Annotated in this window: 14 protein-coding genes; 8 read left to right on the top strand and 6 right to left on the bottom strand. The window is 62.7% G+C overall.

The genetic code is table 11. The features are described from left to right. The first annotated feature begins 189 nt into the window (after positions 1–189). Positions 190–1,263: a 23S rRNA (cytidine(2498)-2'-O)-methyltransferase RlmM gene (rlmM, locus tag ACZYGA_RS06380; RefSeq protein ID WP_103751373.1), complete on the top strand. Its 1,074-nt coding sequence runs from the start codon at positions 190–192 to the stop codon at positions 1,261–1,263. 139 nt (positions 1,264–1,402) lie between these two features. Here rlmM and ACZYGA_RS06375 read toward each other — a convergent pair whose 3' ends face one another. After that, positions 1,403–1,687 carry an antibiotic biosynthesis monooxygenase family protein gene (locus ACZYGA_RS06375; RefSeq protein ID WP_077371336.1) on the bottom strand — a complete coding sequence of 95 codons (285 nt, stop codon included), beginning with the start codon at positions 1,685–1,687 and terminating at the stop codon, positions 1,403–1,405. 59 nt (positions 1,688–1,746) lie between these two features. On the opposite strand from ACZYGA_RS06375, the gene tusA reads away from it, so the two are divergent. After that, the gene (tusA, locus tag ACZYGA_RS06370; protein ID WP_077371338.1) at positions 1,747–1,992 is read left to right on the top strand and encodes a sulfurtransferase TusA; all 246 of its coding nucleotides are present in this window, start codon (positions 1,747–1,749) and stop codon (positions 1,990–1,992) included. Between the two features lie 11 nt (positions 1,993–2,003). Here the strand turns inward: tusA and ACZYGA_RS06365 are convergent, their stop codons facing one another. Together ACZYGA_RS06365 and ACZYGA_RS06360 are read right to left on the bottom strand one after the other, a co-directional pair. Continuing rightward, positions 2,004–2,738 (bottom strand): hypothetical protein, encoded by a 735-nt coding sequence (locus ACZYGA_RS06365; RefSeq protein WP_077371340.1) that lies wholly within the window; start codon positions 2,736–2,738, stop codon positions 2,004–2,006. Between the two features lie 321 nt (positions 2,739–3,059). Then, positions 3,060–4,463 carry an MATE family efflux transporter gene (locus ACZYGA_RS06360; RefSeq protein ID WP_284728870.1) on the bottom strand — a complete coding sequence of 468 codons (1,404 nt, stop codon included), beginning with the start codon at positions 4,461–4,463 and terminating at the stop codon, positions 3,060–3,062. A gap of 461 nt (positions 4,464–4,924) precedes the next feature. Here ACZYGA_RS06360 and ACZYGA_RS06355 point away from each other — a divergent pair, with 461 nt between their 5' ends. From ACZYGA_RS06355 to ACZYGA_RS06335, 5 genes are all read left to right on the top strand, one after another. Next, positions 4,925–5,542, top strand: coding sequence for an elongation factor P hydroxylase (locus ACZYGA_RS06355; RefSeq protein ID WP_077373049.1), 618 nt, complete (start codon positions 4,925–4,927; stop codon positions 5,540–5,542). 240 nt (positions 5,543–5,782) lie between these two features. Further along, entirely contained in the window at positions 5,783–6,829 is a 1,047-nt protein-coding gene (locus ACZYGA_RS06350) for a Fe(3+) ABC transporter substrate-binding protein (RefSeq protein ID WP_136938380.1), read from the top strand. 139 nt (positions 6,830–6,968) lie between these two features. Continuing rightward, complete coding sequence (locus ACZYGA_RS06345) at positions 6,969–8,771, top strand: ABC transporter permease (RefSeq protein WP_240499590.1); 1,803 nt, start codon at positions 6,969–6,971, stop codon at positions 8,769–8,771. Between the two features lie 167 nt (positions 8,772–8,938). Next, a complete protein-coding gene (locus ACZYGA_RS06340; RefSeq protein ID WP_169477178.1) occupies positions 8,939–9,475 on the top strand; it encodes an HPP family protein in 537 nt (178 codons plus the stop codon). Positions 9,476–9,703: 228 nt separating this feature from the next. Continuing rightward, on the top strand, positions 9,704–11,425 hold the full coding sequence (locus ACZYGA_RS06335) for a DEAD/DEAH box helicase (protein WP_479398612.1): 1,722 nt from the start codon (positions 9,704–9,706) through the stop codon (positions 11,423–11,425). 92 nt (positions 11,426–11,517) lie between these two features. Here the strand turns inward: ACZYGA_RS06335 and ACZYGA_RS06330 are convergent, their stop codons facing one another. Both ACZYGA_RS06330 and ACZYGA_RS06325 read right to left on the bottom strand, forming a co-directional pair. Beyond that, positions 11,518–12,084: a hypothetical protein gene (locus tag ACZYGA_RS06330; protein WP_240499589.1), complete on the bottom strand. Its 567-nt coding sequence runs from the start codon at positions 12,082–12,084 to the stop codon at positions 11,518–11,520. Positions 12,085–12,143: 59 nt separating this feature from the next. Next, positions 12,144–13,103, bottom strand: coding sequence for a TatD family hydrolase (locus ACZYGA_RS06325; protein ID WP_136938378.1), 960 nt, complete (start codon positions 13,101–13,103; stop codon positions 12,144–12,146). Between the two features lie 330 nt (positions 13,104–13,433). Here ACZYGA_RS06325 and ACZYGA_RS06320 point away from each other — a divergent pair, with 330 nt between their 5' ends. Continuing rightward, complete coding sequence (locus ACZYGA_RS06320; RefSeq protein WP_479398611.1) at positions 13,434–15,371, top strand: ATP-binding cassette domain-containing protein; 1,938 nt, start codon at positions 13,434–13,436, stop codon at positions 15,369–15,371. A gap of 88 nt (positions 15,372–15,459) precedes the next feature. Here the strand turns inward: ACZYGA_RS06320 and ACZYGA_RS06315 are convergent, their stop codons facing one another. Continuing rightward, a complete protein-coding gene (locus tag ACZYGA_RS06315; protein ID WP_077371357.1) occupies positions 15,460–15,912 on the bottom strand; it encodes a universal stress protein in 453 nt (150 codons plus the stop codon). Positions 15,913–16,117: the final 205 nt, after the last annotated feature.

Genomic DNA, 16,117 nt, shown 5'->3' with positions numbered 1-16,117 from the left:
ACTGAACCGCCCCTGCAGCCCAGCTGCAGGGGCGGTTCTCTTTGCGGGTCAAAAACCGGAAAGCCGGTACCCGTCAGCTGGCAGGCCCGGTGGGCCTGAGTAGCGGCTTCCTCGCTGAGTCAGTCATTGTCGCCATGCTTGTCGTGGACAGGAGCGAGGCGGTAGACTCCCCAGCCTTCCGTTATGGAGATGATGATGCAACCTCAAGAACTGTTGCTGTATTGCCGCCCGGGCTTCGAGGCCGACCTGGCCGCAGAAGTCTGTGAAAAGGCCGCTTATCTGGGCGCCCCGGGTTATCCGATTGCGGCACGCGACAGTGGCTTCGTGCGTTATGTGGTGACAGGTGATGAGCCCGCCAATAGCCTGCATCGTGACATGCCGCTTCAGGCGTTGGTCTTCGCTCGCCAGACACTGGTGGCATTGGAGCCATTGGTCGGCATGTCGCGGGAGAATCGCGTCTCGCCGATTCTGCAGCAGGTGGTCGACGCTGGCTGGAGCTTCGAGGAGATCCGCCACGAGATGCCGGACACCAATGATGGCAAGGCGCTGTCGGGCCTTGGCAAGGCCGTCGGCCGCCCGTTGGAGTCTGCGCTCAAGAAGCGTGGTGCACTGCGTCGCAAGGCCGGTGGGCGGGCGCTGCACGTCTTCTGGACGGATGGTGACGAAGTGCAGCTGGGCATGAGCTTTCCTGGCAACCGCAGCGAATATGCCAACGGCATCCGTCATCTGCGTTCGCCGAGCCGTGCCCCCAGTCGCTCCACACTCAAGCTGGAAGAGGCCTGGCATGAGTTCGTGCCGCGCGACCAGTGGGAGCGTCGCATCGCGGTTGGCATGCAGGCAGCGGATCTTGGGGCAGCGCCGGGTGGCTGGACCTTCCAGCTGGTCGAGAAGGGCATGTTCGTGTTTGCCATCGACAATGGCCCCATGAACAAGGATCTGATGGCGACAGGACAGGTAGAGCATCTCAAGGAAGATGGTTTTACCTGGGAGCCACCGCTGCGACTGGACTGGCTGGTCTGTGACATCGTCGACAAGCCCATCCGCGTGACGGAGATGGTCGAGCGCTGGCTGAAGAAGCGCTGGTGCAATGAGGCGGTCTTCAATCTCAAGCTGCCGATGAAGCAGCGCTGGAAGGAAGTCTCCCGCTGTCTCGATTATCTGGCGGCCAGCCTTGAGCGTTCCAATGTCGGTGCCGAGATCCGGTGTCGTCACCTGTACCATGACCGCGAAGAAGTCACCGTGCATGTGCGTATCACGCACTGAGCCACCGGGTTCTCTGGTGCAACCACAAGCCCCCACGGACCGAGCGGTCCGTGGGGGCTTGTCTGTGCGGTGCTGTCAGATCGATGGACAGAGCCTCGCTGAGGGGTGCTGCGCTCGCGAGGCTTGAATCTCTCGCAGGTCAGGTGTGTTCAAGCAACACGATGCGTTCCGGTTGAGAAAGCATCGGCCCCAGACGCGCCATCATGCGTTCGCGCGCGTGACTGCTCGACCACTCCTGCCAGGCTCTTGCGTCTCGCCATGAAGTGATCAATATTCGGTGGCCGGGACGTCCGCTTTCCACCAGATTCTCGCCCGAGATGAAGCCCTGTGCATGCATGGCTTCACGCACGACCTCGCGTGAGGCCTGCTCGTAATCCTGTTCGAGTCCCGGCATGATATGCCGCTCGATCATTACCTTGATCATGCCCGTCTCCCGTCTTCATACATTCTGCCTTGTCAGTGGCAGGACCTCAGGAGTCATTGATGACCGATACCCCCTTGCCCGTTGCCGATGCAGAGCTGGATACCAGCGGTCTGTATTGCCCCGAACCCATCATGATGCTGCACAACAAGGTGCGTGAGCTCGCGAGCGGAGACCTGCTGCGTGTCGTGGCGACCGATCCGGCGACGACACGTGATGTGCCCAAGTTCTGTGCATTTCTTGGGCACACACTGGAGCGCAGTGACGAAACGCCGGATCACTTCCTTTATGACATTCGCATCAGTTGACGTCAGTCGTCTCAGGCTTCGCGGTCGTGCACTTCCACACTGACCTGATCACTTTCGCCGGTCATCATCAGCGCGAGAGCTTCCAGGGTGGCCGGGTCCTGCTCACGAATCTGGTTGGCGACAGCGCGCTGGAAGAAATAGACCACGTCATGACGACTGCGACCGGGGTAGAGGCAGTCATCTCCAGCCAGCACCGGTGTCTGGGTGACGCGTGTCTCATCGACCAGCAGTGCCTCGATGTTGCCATCGCTGTATAGACGCCAGCCGAACACCTGCTTGAGCTGCCACGCAGACTCGCCATTGGTCATGCACAGGGCATGAGTCCCGAGCGTATCCGGTAGCTGCTGCAGCAAGGTGGTCTTCTCCGACACCTCATAGTCGTAATAGGCCGCGGCATGCTCGAGCTCATAGACCTTGTGGTCCGGAGCCAGCATGAAGACCTCGTCGGTTTCCGGGTCTCGGTAGCCGACGAAGTGGCCCTGCTGCGGATCTTCCAGCTCATGGCAGGGCATCAGCCCCTCCATCCATGGCACCAGGCCGACCACCTCACCATCCTCGCGCAGACCCCAGGCCAACACGGGAAGGCTGTAGTAGCTCTCCGGGTCGCTTTCGAGCTGATAGAGCATTTCCAACCCATCGTGTTCCGGCGCAAGCCGGAGAATACGACGTCGTGCACGCATCCTGTCACGCATGACATTCAGGTCGATGACCTTGGCGGAGCGGGGGGAAGAAACTGGTACGCCCATGACGAACCCTCCTCAGCAGCTTGTCGATCGTCCTCGGCGTGTGCGGGTGTGCAAACAGCCGCCGCTTGCAAGATGGCGCACTGCATATGAATGCACTGCCTTGAATAACCATTAGCACAGCCTGAGCCCTGACGGTAACCCCTCCTTGGACGAAATGACCGTCCATGCGCAGATGAAGGATTAAACGCAAACGCCCCGCGACCGGGGAAAATGCCGGTGGCGGGGCGTCTGAGGCGAGTGCTTGAGCGGGTGGGAAAAGGGATGGAACACAGGCCGCCGTCGGTATCACGAGCTCGCGGCCAGCGTTGGCAGGGGCTTCGCTCAGCCGGGCAGGCTGCCCTCCTGAATGGCGCGGCGCGCGATGACCCACAGACGCCAGCCAAGCAGCAGAGCCGCCACGGTCAGGCCGGCCACCATGCCAATCCAGTAGCCATAGACACCCATGCTCTTGACAGCCCAGGGCCAGACGGGGAACTGCTCACTGCCCACCCCGAGCAGATGCCCGCCACCAAGACCGATGATCCAGTAGGCGAACATGGTGATCAACATGATGATGCGAGTGTCCTTGAAGCCGCGCAGAGCCCCCGCCATGGCAACCTGCAAGGAGTCGGAGACCTGATAGAGCATCGCCAGCGTGATCAGGGAAAGCGCCAGCGCCTGCACCTTGAGGTTGCTGGTGTAGAGCGCCACGGCAGGCTCCGCCAGTACCCAGATCACCAGGTCATTGATCAGAGCGACCACCAGTGAGAAGGCCACGCCATTCCACGCCACGAAGCGCGCCTCGTTCATGTCACCACGGCCGATGGTATGCCCCACTCGTACGGTGAGTGCCATGGCCAGTGACAGGGGGAGCATGAACAGCAATGAGGTGAAGTTGAGCGCGACCTGGTGGGCTGCCACCTTGATCTCACCGAAGCTTGCCACGAACAGCGCGATGACGGTGAACAGCGTGACCTCGAAGAAGATGGCGATGCCGATCGGCAGACCGACCTTGAGCAGTTCCGAGATCTTCTTGAGCTGAGGCGCGCTGGGTTGGCACCAGAGGGCGACTGCCTGGTAGGCGCTGCTGCGACGGGTGTAGAGAAACATGCTCAGACACATGATCCACATGGCAAGCCCTGTCGCGATACCGCAGCCTGCAGCGCCCATGGCCGGGATATCGCCCAGCAGTCCCGGTAGCGTGATCCCCAGCAAGTCATCCACGCCTGCAGAGCCATAGATCAGCAGGTAGTTGAGTGGAATGTTCGACAACAGACCGATCAAGCTGATGATCAGCGCCGGACGAGTATGATTCATGCCATCGGAATACGCGCGCAGCACTTGATAGAAGGCGGCGCCCGGCATGCCCCAGGCAATGGCCATCAGATAAAGCGTGGCCTGTTCTGCCACCGCGCCGGGCACCTCCATCAGCGTGAAGATTGGCGCCGCCAGGAACCACAGTGCCAATCCTGACAGACTGCCGAGCACCAATGAGATCCACAGTGACTGGTGAACGTTGTCACGTACCTCACCGCTGCGGTTACCCCCCATCAGCTGTGCCACGACGGGTGTCAGCCCCATCAAGGTGCCAGCCATCAACAGCAGCAGAGGCACCCAGAGGCTGGACCCCACCGAGACGGCTGCCAGGTCCGTCGCGCTGGAGCGACCGGTCATCAGGACATCCACGGCGCTCATGCCTGCCTGAGCCAGCTGAGCACCGCAGATTGGCAGTGCCAGCGTGACCAGACGTGAGGTCTCGGCGCGTACCCGGCTGGCGAATGGCGCCTGAGAAGAGGCTGCAGGCGTGGAGGCGGATGAATGGGAGGGTTCGGCGGGGGGCACGGCAGGCTCCTGCTGGTAATCGAGAATCATTCTTGCTTGGCGCGCCATCCTAGCAGATAAGGCCTGCCTGCGGGGCGCAAGAGAGTGAATTATCAGCGCTTGGTACTCACCTGTCAGGTGGAATGACGTGATACGAACGAGCCACGTACAATGCTCGACATCGTCATGCAGTACCGTCCCTATCTCCGGGTACTGATATCGCTGCTGATTCACACGATCGTCGAGACTTGCCTGTGTTGCTTTCTTCAGAACTTTCCCGCGTGCCTCGCACCCTGTCATCACGTCATGAGGCGTGCAGCGCAGACGGCGATGCCATGCCTGATCATGCCCTGGCGGGGGGGCAGGCCCTGACGGATCAAGAGTCGATGGACCCTGAGCTGACGGCGTTGACTTCCCTCTTCGATGGACTGTTTGCCACGTCTTACAACACCTTGTTGCGGCGCGCCCCCCACGAACCTCTCTATCTGCCCGCCGGCATGACGACGGATGAGGTGCAGGATGGGGTCGCCAGCGGCGACTCTCCAGGCGATGAGCTCGGCTTTCATCGTCTCTATCTGGCGCGCGGCTTCTTCTCCAGCGCTCTGCACGAAGTCAGTCACTGGTGCATCGCGGGCCCTGAGCGACGCCTCAAGGAGGATTACGGTTACTGGTATGCACCGGACGGACGTGATGCACACCAGCAGAAGGCCTTTGAAAGTGTCGAGGTAGCCCCGCAGGCGCTGGAGCAATTGTTCCACCGTGCAGTCGCCAAGCCGTTTCATGTCAGCGTCGATAATCTGGAGCTTGAGGTGGATCGCGATGCCTTCGCACAGCGTGTCGACGAGCGGGCCGCTGAATACGAAAGGTGCGGCCTGCCAGCACGCGCCAATGCCTTCCGACATGCGCTGCACGCTGTCTGGCAGCGCAAGCTTTCACACACGCAAGCCATCCAGGAGGCGATGACGCTATTGCCTGCCGTCGGGGAGGATGGCCGCGTGGCCTGATGCGCCCGCCATGCCGGCGCAGGACATTGTCTGTTCCGCGCGCCTCGAGATATCCCGCCGTGGAATCGCCGGGTTTTCAGGCATGAACTGCTAGCACGGATTGCGAAAACTGCAAGTCAGCGTTGCACGAGCGTTGCGATCGGAAACCCTTTGTGATTAGAATGATTCGCATTGCTACGATCATTCTGCTTCCCCTGCACCAGCAGGCCAGAAGCGGGGACCTTCGAACAGGGGTATTCGATGACAGCTTCCACCACGATTTCTGCATCCTCCGTCCGCAAGCTGCTGCTGGGCGCACTGGCTGGCGTTACCGCCGCCACGGCGCTGCCGGCTCAAGCCCAGGAAGAGGTCAACGTCTATTCCTATCGTCAGGCCTATCTGATCGAGCCGTTCCTCAAGGAGTTCACCGAGGAGACCGGCGTCAAGGTCAATGTGGTCTTCGCCAAGCAGGGCCTGGCCGAGCGTCTCAAGCGGGAAGGGCGCAACACCCCGGCTGACGTGCTGCTGACCGTGGATGTGGGACGTCTGCAGGAGCTGGTCGACGAGGAGCTGGTCAAGAGCGTCAATGATGAGGTCATCGAGGCCAATCTGCCCGAGCAGTACCACGGCCCCGACAATCAGTGGTTCGGCATCACCACGCGCGCACGGGTGCTCTACACCAGTGTCGAGCGTCTCGAGGCCGGTCAGGTGGCAAGCTATGACGACCTGGCGGATCCGAGCCTGAAGGGGCGCGTCTGCTCACGCGCCGGTGATCACCCCTACAACGTCGCGCTGATCGCCTCACGCATCGCGCACAACGGTGAAGAGGCCACGCGTGAGTGGCTGGAAGGCTTCAAGGCCAATCTGGCGCGCAAGCCTCAGGGTGGCGATCGTGATCAGATCAAGGCGATCCGCGACAACGTCTGTGATGTGGCCATCGGCAACAGCTATTACTACGGCAAGATGCTCGACAATGACGAGCAGCGCCCGTGGGCCGAGAAGGCACGTATCGAGTTCCCGGATCAGAACGGCGTCGGCACGCACATGAACATCTCCGGCATGGCGATGACCAAGTACGCGCCGCACGAAGAGAATGCCCTCAAGCTGATGCGCTTCCTCACCGAGAAGACCGCCCAGCATATGTATGCCGAGGTCAACTTCGAGTATCCGGCCAACCCGGAAGCCGAGAGCTCCGAGCTGCTGACCTCATGGGGCGAGTTCAAGCAGGATGACCTGCCGCTGACCGAAGTCGCCAAGCTTCGCAAGCGCGCCGCGCAGATGGTCAATGAAGTCGGCTTCAACCAGTAAGGGCACTCGCCGGAGCCAGAAGCTACCGAGCGAGCTGTCATGAACGAAGAGGGGCTGTCGCGATGCGACAGCCCCTCTTCGTTTGCGCAAAGCATGTAAAATAGACGCAATTGCAGTTGCGGGATAACGAGGACGTCAGATGACCCAGGGCAAGCGGCTGTTGGCTGAGCAAGGTGCGAGCTTTGAAGGAGAGGCGGTGGCCGCCATGAGCGGCACCGGGCGATCGCCGGCCGCCCAGGAAATGGCGCACTACGATGCAGCGGCCATCCGGCGTCGTCAGCGGCGTCTCGGAACCCACATGGGCTGGTTCGTCAGCGCCTGGGGCGTGGCCGCACTGGTGGTCATGCCGGTGCTGGCCGTCGTCTGGCTGGCTGTCTTCGGTGACGATGGCAGTGATCAGGCCGGGGAGGGCATCTGGCCGCATCTCGTCTCCACCGTGCTTCCCGATTACGTCATGACCAGTCTGGCGCTGGTGGCGGGAGTGGCGGTCCTCAGTGGCAGCATGGGGGTCGTCTCGGCCTGGTTGACCACCATGTATCAGTTTCCGCTGCGACGCACCTTCGAGTGGTCGCTGCTGTTGCCGTTCGCGATTCCCGCCAACGTCATCGCCTATATCTATACCGACGTCTTTGAGTATGCCGGCCCCTTCCAGGGCGCGCTGCGTGCCCTGTTTGGCTGGGATTCGCCCCAGGATTACTACTTCCCGGAGATCCGCAGCCTGGGGGGCGCCATCCTGATGCTGTCCCTGGTGCTGTTTCCCTATGTCTTCATGCTGGCACGCTCGGCATTTCTCGATCAGTCGCCCTCACTGCGCGATGCCAGCAGAACGCTGGGCTGCAACGGGTGGCAAAGCTTCTGGCGCGTGGCACTGCCCAGCGCCCGACCGGCGATTGCCGTCGGCCTTGCACTGGCGATGATGGAGGCGCTCAACGACTTCGGAACTGTGGACTACTTCGCGGTACGCTCGCTGACCGCCGGCATCTTCAATGTCTGGCTCAACATGGGCAGCCTGCGCGGTGCGGCGCAGATCGCGCTGTGCCTGATGATCTTCGTGGTCACGCTGATCTGGCTCGAGCGGCATGCTCGGCGTCGTCAGCGCCAGTTCGGCAAGGGCGATCGCTACCGTCGCTATCAACGTCCGACCCTGACGGGATGGCGGGCATCAGTGGCGTCACTGGCCTGTTTCCTGCCGCTGTTCTTCGGTTTCCTGCTGCCGGTGGGCTTGCTCACGCGGCACGCCATCCTGTATTTCGAGGAATCCTGGACACCGGACTTCGCAGGCTATGCCGTGAACAGCCTGATACTGGCGGTGAGCGCTGCGGTACTGACCCTGATCATCGGGGTGCTGCTGGCCTATGCCAAGCGGCTGGATCGCACCGCCAGCGTACAGCAGGCACTCAAGCTTTCGAGTCTGGGCTACGCCATGCCGGGGGCCGTGCTGGGGTTGGGCGTTCTGGTACCGCTATCCGGCTTCGACAATGCCCTGGACAGCTTCCTGCGGGCCAATTTCGGCATCTCCAGCGGATTGCTGCTGACGGGAACGATGGGCGCGATCATCATCGCCTATGTGGTGCGCTTCTTGGCGATTGCCGCGGGCTCCATCGAGTCGAGCCTCGACAAGGTCACGCCCTCGATGGACATGGCGGCACGCTCGCTGGGCGAGAACACCTTCTCGACCCTGCGTCGTGTGCATCTGCCGCTGATTCGTCCGGGGCTTCTGACCGCGGCGCTGGTGGTGTTCGTGGATGCCATGAAGGAGCTGCCGGCCACCTTGCTGCTGCGCCCCTTCAACTTCGATACGCTCGCCACTCATGTCTATCAGTACGCCTCCGATGAAATGCTCGAGCAGGCGGCGCTGCCGGCACTGGTGATCGTGCTGGTCGGTATCCTGCCGGTGATCGTGATCTCGCGCACCATCGTCGCCTCACGCAGCGAAGCGTGAACGAGCAAGATCAAGAGTAAGAGAGACGAGAGCCGGCGTGCGTGACGGGAGTGACCGGTGCCGAGCGGGCATCAGCTTATTGCCATACGGTAGTTGTCCCTGTCCTTGAGATCGCCTAGGGTGCAGCGCTTGATGACGCAAGGACACTCCCGGAGACGACTCGCACGATGATCAAGCCTTATCTGACCAAGATGCGCGGAGGCCCGCTCAAGCGTGGCAAGCCGCATGTTGCCGATGCCCTGTGGTCCTGGCTGGGGGCCTTTCTCGGCATGGCGTTGATCGGCTGGATGTCATCACATTATCTGGCGGTCAGCACCTTGCTGCTGGTCGGCTCCTTCGGGGCGACCTCGGTACTGCTCTACGGTGCGCCGCATAGTCCGCTGGCGCAGCCGCGCAACGTACTGGGCGGCAACCTGTTGTCGGCGCTGGTCGGCGTGGCCTGCTATCACTGGCTGGGCGACGGCTGGCTGGCAGCCGCCATGGCAGTCTCGGTGGCACTGCTGGTGATGCAGCTGACGCATACCCTGCATCCGCCGGGCGGCGCCACGGCCTTGATCGCGGTGATCGGCGGTGAACCCCTGCATGCGCTCGGCTACTGGTATGCCTTGCTTCCCGTCGGTCTGGGGTGCCTGGCCATGCTGGTGCTGGCGGTATTGATCAACAACCTGGCGCGTCATCGTCGCTATCCGCTGCACTGGCATTGAGTCATCAGGGGCCACCACCGGGCGCGTGCTTCTGCAGTCGCCGGCGGAAGGTGATAGACTGGGGCATCGCCTGACGCGAGCGACTGGCAGCAGTCCGCCGAGGTCCCCCAGACCAACGCCTTCTTCACTGTGCCTGATACGCCTCGCTCTCTCTCCCGGCACGTGCCCGGCCAGGCGCCATTCCTTAATGATCGACCAGCACGTGGCCGGTCAGCCGAAGAGATATTGATGACTGAGACTACTGCCAACTCCATCCCGGCTTTTGCCGCCCTGGGGCTGTCCGCTCCTGTACTGAAAGCGATTGCCGAGATGGGCTATTCCACGCCGTCCCCGGTGCAGGCGGGTGCGATTCCTGCCGTGCTGGAAGGTCGTGACGTGATGGCTGCCGCGCGCACCGGTACCGGCAAGACTGCCGGTTTCGCCTTGCCGCTGGTCGAGCGCCTCTCAAACGGCGCCCCTGCAGGCGCCCGCAAGATCAAGGCCCTGATCGTCACGCCGACGCGTGAACTGGCCGCGCAGATCGACGAAAACGTCACTGCCTACTCCCGTCACCTGAAGCTGCGCAATGCCGTGGTGTTCGGTGGCGTGAAGATCAATCCGCAGATCAGCCGCCTGTCTTCCGGCGTCGAGATCCTGACCGCCACACCGGGTCGCCTGCTGGACCTGCACTCCCAGAAGGCCATCGATTTCTCGGATCTCGAGACGCTGGTGCTGGACGAAGCGGACCGCATGCTGGACATGGGCTTCATCCACGACATTCGCCGCCTGCTCAAGCTGCTGCCGACCAAGCGTCAGACGTTGCTGTTCTCCGCGACCTTCTCGGACGAGATTCGCGGCATGGCCAACAAGCTGCTCAATGATCCGGTCGCCGTGGAAGCCAGCCCACGCAACACCACGGCCGAGAAGGTCGAGCAGCATATCCATACCGTGGAGAAGAGCCACAAGCCTTCGCTGCTCAAGCATCTGATCCTCAAGGAAAACTGGCATCAGGTGCTGGTCTTCACGCGTACCAAGCATGGGGCCAACCGTCTGGCGACCAAGCTCGAGAAGTCCGGCATCAGTGCCGCGGCGATTCATGGCAACAAGAGCCAGAATGCCCGTACCAAGGCATTGGCTGGTTTCAAGAATGGCGAAGTGCGCGTGCTGGTTGCCACCGATATCGCGGCACGTGGCCTGGATATCGAGCAGCTGCCGCAGGTCGTGAACTACGAACTGCCCAATGTCCCGGAAGACTACGTTCACCGGATCGGACGTACCGGTCGCGCCGGTGCCAGCGGGCGTGCCATCTCGCTGGTTTCCAGCGATGAGCGCAAGGAGCTCGGCGGTATCGAACGTCTGCTCAAGGGCAAGCTCAAGCGTGTCGAAGTGGAAGGTTTCGTGCCGGAAGTCGACGTCGAACCGGAACGTGAGCCGCGTCAGCCGCGTGGCGGCCAGCGCTCTGGCGGCCAGCGCACTGGCGGCAAGCCTGCCGGTGAAGGTCGTGGCAATGGTGGCCAGCGCACCGGTGGCGCTCGTTCTGACGGCCAGCGCACTGGTGGCAAGCCTGTCGGTGAAGGCCGTGGTAATGGCGGTCAGCGCTCTGACGGCCAGCGCACTGGCGGCGCTCGTTCGGGCGGTCAGCGCACTGGCGGCGCTCGTTCGGATGGTCAGCGCACTGGTGGCAAGCCTGCCGGTGAGGGCCGTGGCAATGGCGGTCAGCGCTCTGACGGCCAGCGCACTGGCGGCCAGCGCCAGCAAGGTGGCGGTGCCAATCACGACGACGACAATCGCGGCAATCGTGCTCCCGCTCCGCGTGAGGTGGATGGCAACCGCGTCGCGCCGCGCCCGGAAGTGAACGGCAATCGCGCGCCGGAGGCACCGTCCAGTGAAGAGCGTCCGCGTCGTCGTTCGCGTGGTGGCCGCAATCGCTCCAGCGGTGGCAATGGCGGTGGTGGCCGCTCCAACGGCTGAGCCTTGCGGGACAGACTGAAGTCGTGAACCAGAACGCCCCGACAACTACCGGTTGTCGGGGCGTTCTGCGTTTCAGAGATGGCGGAAGGAAATCAGACGTCTTCTTCCCAGTCGATCTCATAGTCCGGGCCTGTGCCCTGGATGTCTTCATCGCCACGCACACCGTCACCGCGCAGGCGGGTGTGGATGGCCAGCATCACCATCACCTCGTTGTCCGGTCGGAAGGGCTGCAGCCCCTGCTCGAACAGCATGTTGTTGCGCTCGCGTGCCCAGTCGCCGGGGGATAGTTCCGGGTAGAGGCCCTCGGCAGGAGCAAACTCGATGAAGGGATCCATGTTGTAGGCATCGAACAGACGCGCCAGCGCCTGTTCGTCATCCATGACGCCGGTGGTATAGAGCGTGGTCTGGTAGTAGTCCTGCTCCAGCTCCTTGAGCACGTCGAGAGGGCTGACGCCGAAGCTTCTCAGGTCATCCAGGCTGTAGTCGCCCAGTTCCAGCATTTCCCCATCCAGCCATTCATCGTCAGGCTGAATCAGGACATGCTTCATCTGCCCATCGGGCAGGGCCCAGGCGATGGCCAGGGGCAGGCTTGAGTCCTCGCCTGTCTCGACGGCGATGAAGGCGGGGAAGTCGCCTGTTTCAGGTTCGTATTCGTGCATTGTCGTGTCCAGAGCAGGGAAGCGTGCAAAGAAGGGCGTGCAAGGGAAGGCGTGCCGTGTCAGGCCGCGGGCAGGCGGAAGAAGCGGGTGGCAGTCGCCGTGGTGGCCTGCGCCAGCGCTTCCATCTCCATGCCGCGCAGGGCAGCGACCTCGGCCAGAATCCAGACCAGCAGCGAGGGTTCGTGGCGGCGTCCCTTGAGCTTGGCGGGCAGATTGCGTGGCACCAGATAGGGGCAGTCGGTTTCCAGCATCAGGCGTTCAAGCGGAATCTCGCGACACAGGCTGCGCAGGTGCTCGCCGCGGCGTTCATCGCACAGCCAGCCGGTCAGCCCGATATGCAGGTCGAGATCCAGATAGCCATATAGTGTCTCACGCTCGCCGGTGAAGCAGTGCACGACCGCGTGGCTGATGTCATCCCGCCAGTGCTTGAGCATCTCGAGCATCTGACGGCCGGCGTCACGTTCATGCAGAAACAGTGGCAATCCTGTCTCGGCGGCAAGGGTCAGCTGGGCCTCGAAGGCGCGAGCCTGCTCGGCGGGCGTGGAAAAGTTGCGATTGAAATCCAGGCCGCATTCGCCCACCGCGACCACTTCCTGCTGGGCCAGCAGCTCCCGGATACCGCGCTCGACACCATCGTTCCACTGGCTGGCATCATGCGGATGCACACCGGCGGTGGCAGAAAGGCCACGATAGCGCGCCGCCAGCGCCTGAGCCTCACGCGAGCCGTCCAGGCTGGTGCCGGTCAGGATCTGCTGGCTGACGCCCGCCGCGCGAGCTCGCAGCAAGGTGCCCTCGATGTCCTGAGCATAGCTTTCATGGGTCAGGTTGACGCCGATGTCGATCAGCGGCGTCGGGCTTGCGAAGCGCAGCGCCGGCGCCAGCCGAGTCAGGGCCGTCTGGCGATCGCTGTCATCGAGGGACAGGTCGGCGCACAGGTCGGCAAGCGAGGTCTCGCTCAGTTGCTCCGGGTCATAGCAGGGCAGCGCTGAGGGATCAGCATGGGGAGGAAGCGCGGACATCGAACACCCTTGAGTCACGGGGGAGGGAGAAGGAACACGGCAGTGAAAGGCGTACCAGGTCGTCTGCTGGCCTGGCACTCGAGAGTCCGGCACCGGGCGATCGGCTCGTTGGCAATGCCAGGCGCACGACGTGCTTTCAAGTGGTCGGCCATTCTACCCAAGCCGCCGATGTCTTTCAGCCCTTGCGGTGTCTTCCATCGCCTGTACGCTGCGCCTCGGGTAGAATGGCGTCATTCTCCGGCGCGCGTCGCTGGCGGCGGCCTGTCCGCCTGACTCCCACTTCCTCCGCGGCCTTCCCGGCCTCGGACCCGTCACGAGTTGCTGCTGCACATGGCATTGTTACGACTGGAAAATCTACAGCTGGCCTATGGCCATCACGTTCTGCTCAATGGGGCGGATCTTGTCGTCGAACGCGGTGAGCGTCTGGCGCTCGTCGGCCGCAACGGCACCGGCAAGTCGACCCTGCTCAAGCTGATCACCGGCGAGTTCCAGGCCGATGCCGGTGAGCTGTGGAAGGCGCCGGGCCTCAAGATCGGCGTGCTCTCCCAGGACCTGCCGGCCGCCGAAGGACGTACCATCTTCGATATCGTCGCTGAAGGCCTGCCAAAGGCGGGCGCGCTGCTGGCGGAATATCATCATCTGATCAGCGATCCCGAGCCGGACCTCAAGCGTCTCGAGCACGTGCAGGTCGCGCTGGAAAGCGTCGATGGCTGGCAGTTCCAGCAGCGTATCGATACCGTGCTGACCCGCCTGGGCCTGCCGGAAGACACCATGATGGAAGATCTCTCCGGTGGCTGGCGTCGGCGTGTCGCGCTGGCGCGTGCGCTGGTATCCGACCCGGACCTGCTGCTGCTCGATGAGCCGACCAACCATCTGGATCTCGATACCATCGCCTGGCTGGAAGAGCAGGTCGCGGCCTTCTCCGGCGCCGTGCTGTTCATCACCCACGACAGGGCCTTCCTCAAGCGCCTGGCGACCCAGATTCTGGAGCTTGACCGTGGCCGCCTCGGCCGTTATCCGGGCGATTACGCGGCCTATCAGGCCCAGAAGCAGCACGAGATGGATGTCGAGGCCAAGGAAAACGCCGAATTCGACAAGAAACTGGCCCAGGAAGAGACCTGGATCCGCCAGGGCATCAAGGCGCGCCGCACCCGTAACGAAGGTCGCGTGCGCGCGCTGGAGAAGATGCGTGATGAGCGTGGACAGCGTCGTGAGGTGCAGGGCCGTGCGCGTATCGCCGTCGATTCTGCCGAGCGCAGCGGCAAGCGCGTCGTGGAGCTGGAAAATGTCAGCTATCGCTACGACGAGGCGCAGGACAAGTGGGTCATCCGTGACCTGAGCGTCGAGATCCAGCGCGGTGACAAGGTCGGCCTGCTGGGGCGCAACGGCGCGGGCAAGACGACGCTGCTGCATATTCTGCTGGGTCAGCTCGAGGCCAGTGAAGGCAAGCGCATCGAAGGCACCAAGCTGCAGATCGCCTACTTCGATCAGCTGCGCAAGGGCCTGGACATGGAAGCCACCGTCTACGACAACGTGGCGCGCGGCAGCGACCGTGTCACGGTCGGCGGGCGTGACATGCACGTGATGAGCTACCTGCAGAACTTCCTGTTCACGCCGGACCGCGCGCGTCAGCCGGTGCGTTCGCTGTCAGGGGGCGAGTCCAATCGCCTGCTGCTGGCGCGTCTGTTCACCATGCCGGCCAACGTGCTGGTGCTCGATGAGCCGACCAACGACCTGGATGTCGAGACGCTGGAGCTGCTCGAGGAGCTGCTGCTCGACTTCGACGGTACCGTGCTGCTGGTCTCCCACGACCGTGCCTTCATGGACAACGTGGTCACCAATATCCTGGCCTTTGAGGGCGACGGGATCGTCAAGCCGTATGTCGGGGGCTACAGCGATTGGATACGTCAGGGCGGGCATCTGCCGCCGGCACCGTGGGAAGTCGAGCGTGAGCGCGAGGAAAAGCACCGTCGTGAGGCGCAGGCCGAGGATGAGCGTCGCAAGCGTGAGGCCGCCCAGGCGCAGCAGGCCCCCAAGAAGGTCAAGCTGCCCTACAAGTTCCAGCGCGAGCTGGATCTGATTCCGGCGACCATCGAGACGCTGGAAGCGGAGATCGCGACGCTGGAAGCCGAGATCGCGGCGCCCGAGTTCTACACGGGGGATGCCAAGGCCGTGAAGACGACGCTCGAGAAGCTCAGCCACAAGCAGCAGGTGCTGGAAGAGACGATGGAGCGCTGGATGGAGCTTGAGGCCATGCAGGAAGGCTGAGTCTCTTCTCTCGTCTCCCCGGGTGCGGAATGACACGAGGGCAGCCATTGGCTGCCCTCGTGTCATCTCGGCTCACTGACCGCCGGCGTCATTCTTCGCTGTCATCTGCCCCCACCCGGACGGCCAGCACATCACACTGGGCACCATGCAGGACACCAGTGGAGGTGGAGCCCAGCAGCAGGGCGAAGCCATGGCGACCATGTGAGCCGACCACGATCAGATCCACGTCATGTTCTGCGGCAAAGCGATGAATCTCGCTGTCCGGCATGCCGACCACGACATGCTGATCTTCAGGCGCGATACCGTGTGGCGTGGCGATGTCCCCCAGTCGCTCACGGGCATGGGAATCCAGCTGATCCTGAATGCTGGTCAGATCCATCGGGATGTCCCCGCCATAGGCAAAGCCCAGTGGCTCGAGGGTATGCATGATGGACACCTTGGCACCATTGCGCTTGGCGATGGGCAGTGCGCGTTCCAGTACCAGGTGGGAATCCTTGGTCAGATCGACAGCGACCAGTACATGCTTGTATTCGTTGCTCATCCTGAATTCCTCCCGTAGAGGTGGGCCATTCGAGTGGCGTCGTGCACCTGCTTCCATGCTAGGCTTGCCGCCCCCCGGAAGACAATGACTTGCATCAACGTATTGCCAGTGCGCCAGGCGCAACCCCCGTACGCGGTTGGATGGCTCGGGCTCTGGGCACGTTTCTGGTTGTCCGCACGGCGGCGTTTTCCGCAGTCGTTCGATG

The organism is Cobetia sp. BL01 (genome assembly GCF_056493605.1).
This window is presented reverse-complemented; position numbering and strand designations above follow the sequence as displayed.

Bases quoted from the DNA above. Each gene is read 5' to 3' on its own strand.
- ACZYGA_RS06315 (WP_077371357.1), bottom strand. From the start codon at position 15,912: ATGAGCAACGAATACAAGCATGTACTGGTCGCTGTCGATCTGACCAAG.
- ACZYGA_RS06345 (WP_240499590.1), top strand. From the start codon at position 6,969: ATGACCCAGGGCAAGCGGCTGTTGGCTGAGCAAGGTGCGAGCTTTGAA.
- ACZYGA_RS06320 (WP_479398611.1), top strand. From the start codon at position 13,434: ATGGCATTGTTACGACTGGAAAATCTACAGCTGGCCTATGGCCATCAC.
- ACZYGA_RS06375 (WP_077371336.1), bottom strand. From the start codon at position 1,687: ATGATCAAGGTAATGATCGAGCGGCATATCATGCCGGGACTCGAACAG.
- ACZYGA_RS06340 (WP_169477178.1), top strand. From the start codon at position 8,939: ATGATCAAGCCTTATCTGACCAAGATGCGCGGAGGCCCGCTCAAGCGT.
- tusA (WP_077371338.1), top strand. From the start codon at position 1,747: ATGACCGATACCCCCTTGCCCGTTGCCGATGCAGAGCTGGATACCAGC.
- ACZYGA_RS06335 (WP_479398612.1), top strand. From the start codon at position 9,704: ATGACTGAGACTACTGCCAACTCCATCCCGGCTTTTGCCGCCCTGGGG.
- ACZYGA_RS06325 (WP_136938378.1), bottom strand. From the start codon at position 13,103: ATGTCCGCGCTTCCTCCCCATGCTGATCCCTCAGCGCTGCCCTGCTAT.
- ACZYGA_RS06365 (WP_077371340.1), bottom strand. From the start codon at position 2,738: ATGGGCGTACCAGTTTCTTCCCCCCGCTCCGCCAAGGTCATCGACCTG.
- ACZYGA_RS06350 (WP_136938380.1), top strand. From the start codon at position 5,783: ATGACAGCTTCCACCACGATTTCTGCATCCTCCGTCCGCAAGCTGCTG.
- rlmM (WP_103751373.1), top strand. From the start codon at position 190: ATGATGATGCAACCTCAAGAACTGTTGCTGTATTGCCGCCCGGGCTTC.
- ACZYGA_RS06355 (WP_077373049.1), top strand. From the start codon at position 4,925: ATGGACCCTGAGCTGACGGCGTTGACTTCCCTCTTCGATGGACTGTTT.
- ACZYGA_RS06330 (WP_240499589.1), bottom strand. From the start codon at position 12,084: ATGCACGAATACGAACCTGAAACAGGCGACTTCCCCGCCTTCATCGCC.